Annotated in this window: 3 protein-coding genes; all 3 read left to right on the top strand. The window is 62.2% G+C overall.

Annotated features, from left to right (window positions below; translation table 11 throughout):
- On the top strand, positions 1–2,499 hold a 2,499-nt coding region (locus ACFE70_RS19970), incomplete at its 5' end, for a class I tRNA ligase family protein (protein ID WP_375419547.1).
- A gap of 157 nt (positions 2,500–2,656) precedes the next feature.
- Positions 2,657–3,325 (top strand): lipoprotein signal peptidase, encoded by a 669-nt coding sequence (locus ACFE70_RS19965; RefSeq protein WP_375419546.1) that lies wholly within the window; start codon positions 2,657–2,659, stop codon positions 3,323–3,325.
- 15 nt (positions 3,326–3,340) lie between these two features.
- Positions 3,341–4,321: ABC transporter ATP-binding protein (locus ACFE70_RS19960; protein ID WP_375419545.1), on the top strand; the 981-nt coding region annotated here is incomplete at its 3' end.

Here is a 4,321-nt window from a genome sequence, read left to right as displayed (position 1 = left end):
CTGCTCGTGCCCGATGCGGAGGGCAAGCTCGGCCCCATCGTGGACCGGACGGGCCGCTACGTGCCGCAGATGGGCGAATTCGGCGGGCGCTGGGTGAAGAACTACGACGGTCACGACCAATCCGGCGCCGACTACAAGACCCTGGACGAGAGCATCGCCATTCGGATGAAGGGCGACGGCACCGCCTTCCGGGTCGAGAAGTACGAGCACACCTACCCGCACTGCTGGCGCACCGACAAGCCGGTACTTTACTACCCCCTCGATTCGTGGTTTATCAGGACCACGGCCGTGAAAGACCGCCTCATCGAGCTGAACAAAACCATCAACTGGAAGCCCGAAAGCACCGGCGCCGGCCGCTTCGGCAACTGGCTCGAGAACCTGGTGGACTGGAACCTGAGCCGCTCGCGCTACTGGGGCACGCCGCTACCCATCTGGCGCACGCAGGACGGCACTGAGGAGATTTGTATTGGAAGTATTGCGGAGCTGAAAGCGGAGATTGACAAGGCGGTAGGGGTAGGGGTGATGACGCATAATCCGTATGCGGCAGCCGCCTCGCCCTCCGGGGCCACCCCATCCCCTAGCCCCTTCCCCGATGGGGAAGGGGGGCTAGTTTCTAGCTCTAATTCTAGCTCCAACTTACTTTCTAGCCTAGAGCTAGAAACTAGTTCCCCTCCCCATCGGGGAGGGGCTAAGGGTGGGGTCAGCGGGGCCGGGGATAAACCCAAAATCGACCTGCACCGCCCTTACGTGGACGATATTTTCCTGGTCTCGCCCTCGGGCCAGCCCATGTACCGCGAGCCGGATTTGATTGACGTGTGGTTTGATTCCGGCGCCATGCCCTACGCGCAGTGGCATTACCCGCTGGAAAATGCCGAGCAGTTCCGCAAGAATTTCCCGGCTGATTTCATCGCCGAAGGCGTGGACCAAACCCGCGGTTGGTTTTTCACGCTGCACGCGCTGGGCGTGATGCTGGAGGATTCGGTAGCCTTCAAAAACGTGATTGCCAACGGCCTCGTGCTCGACAAAAACGGCAACAAGATGAGCAAGCGCCTCGGCAACGCCGTGGACCCGTTTGCGACGCTGGCGCAGTTTGGGCCCGACGCCACGCGCTGGTACATGATTGCCAACGCGCCGCCGTGGGACAACCTCAAGTTCGACCAGGTCGGCATCACGGAAGTGCAGCGGCGCTTCTTCGGCACGTTGTTCAACACCTACTCGTTCTATGCGCTCTACGCCAACCTGGACGGCTTTCAGACGAACGAATCGGACCTCGTGCCGATGGTCGAGCGCTCGGAGCTGGACCGCTGGATACTCAGCAAGCTTCAGTCGCTGATACAGGAAGTGCGCGGCTACTACGACGACTACGACCCCACAAAGGCTGCCCGCGCCATCCAGGATTTCACCACCGACCAGCTCTCGAACTGGTACGTGCGCCTCTCGCGCCGCCGCTTCTGGAAGGGCGAACTGACAACCGATAAGAAGGCCGCCTACGAAACCTTGCACGAGTGCCTGATGGTCGTGGGACAGCTCATGGCGCCCATCGCGCCGTTTTTCAGCGAGTGGCTGTACCAGAACATGAAGCAGCCCCATCCCCCGACCTCTTCCCCTGCGGGAGAAGGGGAACCTGACGAACGCGCCGCCTCGGCTCCCCTTCCCCCACAGGGGAAGGGGTCGGGGGATGGGGCTGAATCAGTGCACTTAACCTTGCTGGCCGAAGCGCAAACCAGCCTGATTGACCCGGCCCTGGAAGAGCGCATGGAGTTGGCGCAGCGCATCAGCTCGCTTACGCACTCGCTGCGCAAAAAGTCAGTGCTGAAGGTGCGGCAGCCCTTGCAGCGCATCTTGGTGCCGGTGCTTAATGAGACGACCAGACAGCAGGTCGGCTTGGTGGAGGACCTGATTTGCGCGGAGGTGAACGTGAAGCACGTCCAGTTTCTGGATGACACGAGCGGCGTGTTGGTGAAGTCGGTGAAGCCGAATTTCAAGGTGCTGGGCAAGAAGTTTGGGCCCCAGATGAAAGCCGTGGCGGCCCGCATTCAGGCAATGAGTGAGGCCGAAATCGCGGCTGTGCAGAACACCGACGGCACTCCGCTCGAAGTGGAGGGGGTAGGGATGGTGATGATTCTGGCCGAGGACGTGGAAATCCGCACCGAGGACCTGCCCGGCTGGCTTGTCGCCACCGACGGCCAACTCACCGTGGCCCTCGACGTGACGCTGACCGACGAGCTGCGCCAGGAAGGCCTGGCCCGCGAGCTGGTCAACCGCCTGCAAAACCTGCGCAAAGACTCTGGCCTGGAGGTGCAGGACAAAATCCGCGTCTCGCTCGCCCAAACGCCGCCGGAGCTGGCCGCCGCCGTGGCCCGCTTCGGCGACTACATCCGCACCGAAATCCAGGCCCTGAGCCTCGACCTAGTGCCGGGCAACCTGAACGGCGACGCCACGACCTTGGAATTTGACGACCAAACCGTGGCCGCTAAGCTCGAAGTCGTAACCAGCTGAGTCTGAAGCGTCCGCCGGGCCGTAAAAAGCCGGGCGGGCACAACGGCGCTCTAGACTCGAAGCCGGGCGTCTGAAACCGCTCAAAAACCTGAAAATCCGCCTAAAAAGGCACGAAACCTGCTCCGTCGCGCTGCTGCTGGCGGCTTATTTTTAGCCCGTGAATCCTGCCCTCGCCCACCCTTCGCTCACCGCCCGGCGGCCGTCCGCGCTGCTGTTTTTCCTCCTGGCGCTGGCCGTCATCGCCCTCGACCAGCTTACCAAGTGGGCCGTGCACACCTACATGCAGCCCGGCCTGGCCGGCGAGATTCCGGTGTTCGGGCAGTGGTTTAAGCTGCACTACACGCTCAATCCGGGCATGGCCTTCGGGCTGGAGCTGCCGGAGCCGTTCGGTAAGCTGCTGCTCACGGGCTTCCGGCTGCTGGCCGTGGGCGGGCTGGTTTACTACATTCTATATCTGGTGCGGCATCGGGCAGCCAGCGGCTACATCGCCTGCATGGCGCTCATTCTCGGCGGCGCCGTGGGCAACGTAATTGACTCAATTTTCTACGGCGTCATCTACAAGAATGCGCCGTTTGGCGCGCCTACCCCCTGGTTTCACGGCCAAGTCATCGACATGCTTTACGCCGACATCTACGAGGGCTTTCTGCCCCAAAGCTGGCCGCTGGTAGGCGGGAAGTACCTTTCGCTGTGGCCAATCTTTAACGTGGCCGACTCGTCCATCTTTCTCGGTGTGGCCTTGATTCTGATTTTCCAGAGCCGCTTTTTCCAGCAGGAAGCCACGCCGGTTGATACCACCGCGCAGCCCCAAATCCCTACCCCTTCCTAATTCCTGAAGGTGCCCGTGTCCGTCTCCCCGCCGCTGCTTTCCGTCACGAACCTCACCATCGATTTCGCTTCGCACCGCGGCGACGTGCGGGCGGTGAACGATGTGTCGTTTGAGCTGCGCCGGGGCGAGACGCTGGCCATTGTGGGCGAGTCGGGGTCGGGCAAATCGGTCACGTCGCTGGCATTGCTGGGGTTAATCCCGCGTCCCCCTGGCCGCATCAGCGCTGGCCAGGCCGTGTTTCAGTCGCCGGCTTTGGGCGAAGTGAACTTGTTGACGTTGCCCGAAAGCCAGCTGCGGCAGGTGCGCGGTAACGACATCAGCATGATTTTTCAGGAGCCGATGACCTCGCTCAACCCGGTTTACACCTGCGGCTCGCAGGTCGTGGAAGTGCTGCGTCTGCACACTCAGATGAGCGCAGAAGCCGCGAGGAAGCGCACCATTCAGCTCTTCACCGAAGCCCAGCTGCCGCGCCCGGAAAACATCTTCGGCAGCTACCCGCACCAAATCAGCGGCGGTCAGAAGCAGCGCGTGATGATTGCGATGGCGATGGCCTGCCAGCCCGCCATCCTGCTCGCCGACGAGCCTACCACGGCCCTCGACGTGACGGTGCAGGCCAACACCCTGCGCCTGCTCGACGAGCTGCGCCGCCAGCACCAGACGGCCATCATCTTCATCACCCACGACCTCGGCGTGGTCGCCGAAATCGCCGACCGCATCCTGGTCATGTACCGGGGTAGGGTAGTGGAGCAGGGACCGGTGCTCGACATCTTCACCAACCCGCAGCACCCCTATACCAAGGGCTTGCTGGCCTGCCGGCCCAAGCTTTCGGTGGGCAAAAAGCGCCTGCCAGTGGTAGCTGATTTTATGCAGGAGGACGCCAGCGGGCAGTTAGTGGCGGTTTCGGCTCCCGAGATAAGCGTTTTTTCTGAAATGGCCAACGTGTTCCACGGGGAACAAAACGCGCGGCCGGTTGCCTCACCCCCTAGCCCCCTCTCC

This window comes from uncultured Hymenobacter sp. (genome assembly GCF_964243305.1).
Taxonomy (GTDB): Bacteria; Bacteroidota; Bacteroidia; order Cytophagales; family Hymenobacteraceae; genus Hymenobacter.
This window is presented reverse-complemented; position numbering and strand designations above follow the sequence as displayed.